Origin of the sequence: Rhodococcus sp. (in: high G+C Gram-positive bacteria), assembly GCF_049591685.1 — a bacterium.
Taxonomy (GTDB): domain Bacteria; phylum Actinomycetota; class Actinomycetes; order Mycobacteriales; family Mycobacteriaceae; genus Rhodococcoides.
Genome location: NZ_JBAWFH010000468.1, coordinates 1 through 4,423, shown reverse-complemented (window position 1 = coordinate 4,423; position 4,423 = coordinate 1). Strand labels below are relative to the sequence as shown.

The following is a 4,423-nucleotide window of genomic DNA, read 5'->3' as shown; positions in this document are numbered from 1 at the left end:
GCAGGACTCGGTCACCATGAACGAGTCGAGTGATGACGCCGGCTTTTCTTCTCGAACGGAGCTACCGTATGCCGCCAACCGAATCCCGCCAGATCGAAGACCGCACCGACTGATCAGGACGCGGTCGTCCTGTAGGAGGTGGCCGACAGTTCGAGCAGTCCCTCCACGACCGACGGACCCGCAGAACATCACCAGAACTTCACGGAGGTAACACCGTATGGCTCCCAATTATGTGCAGCGCCTGGCGGCAGAGTTGCTCGGCACCTTCTGGCTCGTCCTGGGAGGCTGCGGCACAGCGGTGTTCGCGGCCAAGTCGATCGCGCAGGACGACGACACCGGGACGATGTTCCAGGTCGGAGTGGGCTTCCTCGGGGTGTCCTTCGCGTTCGGCCTCACCGTCCTGACGGGTGTCTACGCACTCGGTCACATCTCCGGCGGTCACTTCAATCCGGCGGTGACGCTGGGCGCGGCTCTCGCCAGGCGGTTCGGGTGGAAAGACGTGCCCGGCTACATCATCGCCCAGGTAGTCGGCGGTCTGGCCGCGGGTGCCATCATCTTCGCCATCGCGCACGGCAAAGAGGGATTCGTTGCCGAGGGCAATATGGCCGCCAACGGCTTTGGCGAACACTCACCCGCCGGCTACGCGTGGTGGGCGGCGTTGATCACGGAGGTCGTGCTGACAGCGATCTTCGTCGTCGTCATCCTCGGTGCCACCGACACCAGAGCCCCGGCCGGGATAGCAGGAATCGCAATCGGTCTGGCCCTGACTCTCATCCACCTCATCAGCATCCCGATCACCAACACCTCCGTGAATCCTGCGAGGTCCACCGCCGTCGCGTTCTTCAACGGTGACGGTGCCGTCGGCCAATTGTGGTTGTTCTGGTTGGCCCCATTGCTCGGCGCACTGATCGCCGGCATCCTCTACCCGCTGGTGTTCGACAAAGGCGCCAACGAGCCCGAGCTCGACCAGATCCCGAACCCACCCGTCCCCACATAGCCCAATCCGGCGGTACCGGCCTTTCGTGACGCCGTGCAGTACCGCGATGGCGCACTGTCGTTATCGCACGATCGCAGAAAACTATCGACGCAGGCTGCAGCCCTTTCTTCTTCCTAGCGGAGCCTCGAACAGCAGCGCAGTTCACCTCACCGACACGCCTGGATGCTGCCGTATCCGCATCATCGGATTGCTTGTGAGGGGTTTGGCAGTGAGCAGAATCGAGCTGAGAACGGTCTCGAAGAGGTCCGGCGAAACACATGCGATCGAGGCTGTGAACCTCGACATCGCGGACGGCGAATTCCTCGTACTACTCGGGCCCAGCGGGTGTGGGAAGTCGACGCTTCTCCGAAGCGTTGCTCAACTGGAGACCATGGAGCCATGGGTTTCGATGCCTGGCAACAATTATCTGCAGATACGAGACGCGATGATGGATGCCGTCGAGTCGATCGTGTATCAGTGTGCAGACGCCTCGGCTACGCTCACGGCCGCCCGGGAACAGGCGACACAACTCCTCCCCACATCGTGAATCGTCCGGATTTCACCGCAATTCACCTCACCGACACCCATCTTGTCGGTCCGGGAAACATGGTTCGCGGTCACATCGACACCTTCGCCAACCTCGAAACCGGGCTCGACCGGATAACGGCATCCGACATCGCGGTCGACGCGTTGATCTTCTCCGGCGACCTCGCCGACGACGGCGAGGCCGAGGCGTACCGACGGCTTCGGTCGCTCGTCGAACCAGCTCGGGCTGATCAACACGCTCCTCGGCGTCGTCGTGCCGACGCTGTGCTCGGCGCTTGCGGTGCTGCTGCTTCGGCACATGGCGAGGTTCCCCAAAGAGTTGATCGCTGCCGCCGAGATGGACGGGCGGAGTTCGTGGTCCATTCTGTGGACCGTCGTCGTTCCGAATCTCCGGCCGGCCCTCGCCGCGTTGTCGATTCTGCTCTTCATCAACGCATGGAACGAATACTTCTGGCCGGCAGTGGTTCTGCAGCGCAGCAACGCCGTGCTCCAGGTGGGTCTCCGCAGCTTCATGGGAACCGAAGGCAACGACTGGGGACCGATGATGGCGGTCGCCGGGATGGCGTGCCTACCGGTCTTTCTGCTCTACGTCATGCTGCAGCGACACATCGTCGACGCGTTCGTCAGGTCCGGGTTGAAGTGACCGCCGGGCCTGCATCGAGTGAATCGAGGAATGCCTTCACCGCCGGATTGTGCTCTCCGCTCGCCACACGGCGTACAGGTCGAGGCTCGGGACGGGGTCGAACAGCTCGACGGCCACCGATCTCGCACCAACGGTGCCCATCTGTCGAACGATCAGGCGGGCCTGCGCTTCGAATTCCCGTCCCGCGCCGGTCAGCGTCACCTCTCGGGACGTTCTTGCCACCAGCTGTACCCCGAGGGATTTCTCGAGCTTCTGCAGTTGGGCGCTGAGCGACGGCTGGGTGAGATGGAGGCGAGCCGCCGCACGCCCGAAATGTAGCTCCTCGGCGACAGCAACGAACGCAGAGTGAATTTCGGACGGCTGAACGGCGCCACCATCGACGGCCGCGATGAGTTCGTCGGCGCTCCTGAGTCATTTTCGGTACCGAGACAACTACCCCCTCAGGAGCACCTCATGGGACGCATCGACATCGAACTATTCACGACCCTCGATTTCGTCGGGCAGGCGCCCGGCGGCCCCGAGGAGGATCCGGAGAACTTTCCGTTCGGCGGGTGGCAGGCACCTCTCATGGACGAGGCCACCGGGGCCGAGGTCGAAGCCGCGTATCGGGGTACCGACGCCCTCCTGCTCGGACGCCGAACGTATGACATCTTTGCTGCCTACTGGCCGTACCAGGGCGGCTTCATCGCCGAGCTGTTCAACGGCATCCCCAAATACGTGGCCTCCCGCGGAACGCCCGAACTCGAGTGGACGGGCTCGTCGCTCCTCGGTCCCGACCTTCCCGCCGCCGTACGCGAGATCCGCTCCCGGCATGAACACATCAAGGTCGTCGGCAGCCTCGACCTGGTGCAGACTCTGTTGCGCGAGAAGCTGTTCGACAGTCTCGACCTGTGGGTCTACCCCATCGTCCTCGGCGTCGGCAAGAAGCTGTTCGATCACGGCGCTGTGCCCACCAATCTCTCGCTCGCGCAGCCGCCGACCGTCGACCACATGGGCGCGGTGCACCTTCGCTACTTACTCGCCGAAGGCACCCCGCGGACCGGCGACATGACCGTCTGAACAACCGTGGGCCGCCCGACGAGACGGTGTTGTCGGCGCCGGGGTCAGCCGCCGCTGGTGTTGAGTTCGCCGTTCACTCCTGCGGGGAAGAATCCGCCCGAGGTCACCGGTGCAGGGTTGAGGTACACGATGTTGAGTACCTGACCCGGGGATCGTGAATACGCAATACCGTTGGCGTCCAATGGAACCAGATTCGCGGCCCCACCGACAGTGATGCCCTGATCCAGATCGTCGGGCCCGTCGAGGCTGTCGCGCGCGTCGGAGATTGCATTGGCAGGTACTTCGAGCCCCAGCGAGAACAGGCTGGTGCGGATGATTCCCGCGTGGTATGCCTCGGCAGCAAGAATGCCCGCTGCAGCCTCGAGGAACGTCTTGTTGGATACGAGGGGGGCCGCACCCTTGTATGCGGTGACGCCGACATCTTCGAAAATGAAAGCGCCGAGCAGGAAATTCCGCTCGTTCGCGTAGACATCGAATGTCTCGCCCTGGCCGATCAGTCCGGCTGCCATCGCGGCGGCGGTGAAACTGGCGTCGAGGTCGATGGCTGGACGGGAGACAGCAGCGCCGCCGAGCGCCTCACGAAGAAACGCCACGTGCTTGAGCTCGTCGTCCGCAATTTCTCGTGCGTACGCCTCGATCACGGGGCTCTCGAACGTCACCTGCCTGCCTCCGGTGACGCCGCCTGGAGTGCCGACGCCACCGACAAGGTTATCGGGCAGGCCGGTTCCGTTGACTGCGCGTTGGTAGAACTCGGCCTCGAGGTATTCGAGGTTGAGCGCGAAATTCAAAATAGCTGCGTCCGACGGCCCCTGGCCCGGCATCACGGGGCCCGCGCTACCCGTGCCATCGGACGATCCCGTCGGGAAAGCCGACGCTGCTCCGGTGCCGGCTACGAGCGTTGCTCCCACCCCGAGCCCGGTGAGGCCTGCGGCCCGAAAGAAGCGCCGCCGATCGAGTGCGTTCTCCGAGCTTCGGGAGATGGCTGAGGTGATGAAAGACTTGTCGAACATGCGCGATGGACCTCTCGTCCTGAAGGGGTGATGGTGTTGGCGCCCCCGCGGACGACGCAAGCGTAGCGTCTCGATTCGGTTTCGGTGTTCCGAATCAGTGCGGCACATTCGACTGCGGCTTCGAGTCGGTAGCCTCGAGTGATGAGCAAGCGCATCGTCGTCGACCTTCCCGACGGCACCACCCGGGAG

Annotated in this window: 3 protein-coding genes and 3 pseudogenes; 4 read left to right on the top strand and 2 right to left on the bottom strand. The window is 63.6% G+C overall.

Features of this window, described 5'->3' with window-relative positions:
* Positions 1–217: 217 nt before the first annotated feature.
* The 3 genes and pseudogenes from aqpZ to WBQ44_RS19385 all read left to right on the top strand — a co-directional run.
* Positions 218–997 (top strand): aquaporin Z, encoded by a 780-nt coding sequence (gene aqpZ, locus WBQ44_RS19395; RefSeq protein ID WP_495568297.1) that lies wholly within the window; start codon positions 218–220, stop codon positions 995–997.
* A gap of 208 nt (positions 998–1,205) precedes the next feature.
* A pseudogene (locus WBQ44_RS19390) lies at positions 1,206–1,364 on the top strand (ATP-binding cassette domain-containing protein); the annotation flags it as partial.
* Between the two features lie 375 nt (positions 1,365–1,739).
* A pseudogene (locus WBQ44_RS19385) lies at positions 1,740–2,165 on the top strand (carbohydrate ABC transporter permease); the annotation flags it as partial.
* Positions 2,166–2,303: 138 nt separating this feature from the next.
* Here the strand turns inward: WBQ44_RS19385 and WBQ44_RS19380 are convergent.
* Positions 2,304–2,516, bottom strand: a pseudogene (locus tag WBQ44_RS19380) (LysR family transcriptional regulator); the annotation flags it as partial.
* 102 nt (positions 2,517–2,618) lie between these two features.
* On the opposite strand from WBQ44_RS19380, the gene WBQ44_RS19375 reads away from it, so the two are divergent.
* Entirely contained in the window at positions 2,619–3,224 is a 606-nt protein-coding gene (locus tag WBQ44_RS19375; protein WP_495568296.1) for a dihydrofolate reductase family protein, read from the top strand.
* A 44-nt stretch (positions 3,225–3,268) separates the two neighbouring features.
* On the opposite strand, the gene WBQ44_RS19370 is transcribed toward WBQ44_RS19375, so the two are convergent.
* Positions 3,269–4,234 carry a ferritin-like domain-containing protein gene (locus tag WBQ44_RS19370; protein WP_495568295.1) on the bottom strand — a complete coding sequence of 322 codons (966 nt, stop codon included), beginning with the start codon at positions 4,232–4,234 and terminating at the stop codon, positions 3,269–3,271.
* Positions 4,235–4,423: the final 189 nt, after the last annotated feature.

Coding starts and splice junctions, on each gene's coding strand:
- aqpZ (WP_495568297.1), top strand. CDS start 218: ATGGCTCCCAATTATGTGCAGCGCCTGGCGGCAGAGTTGCTCGGCACC.
- WBQ44_RS19375 (WP_495568296.1), top strand. CDS start 2,619: ATGGGACGCATCGACATCGAACTATTCACGACCCTCGATTTCGTCGGG.
- WBQ44_RS19370 (WP_495568295.1), bottom strand. CDS start 4,234: ATGTTCGACAAGTCTTTCATCACCTCAGCCATCTCCCGAAGCTCGGAG.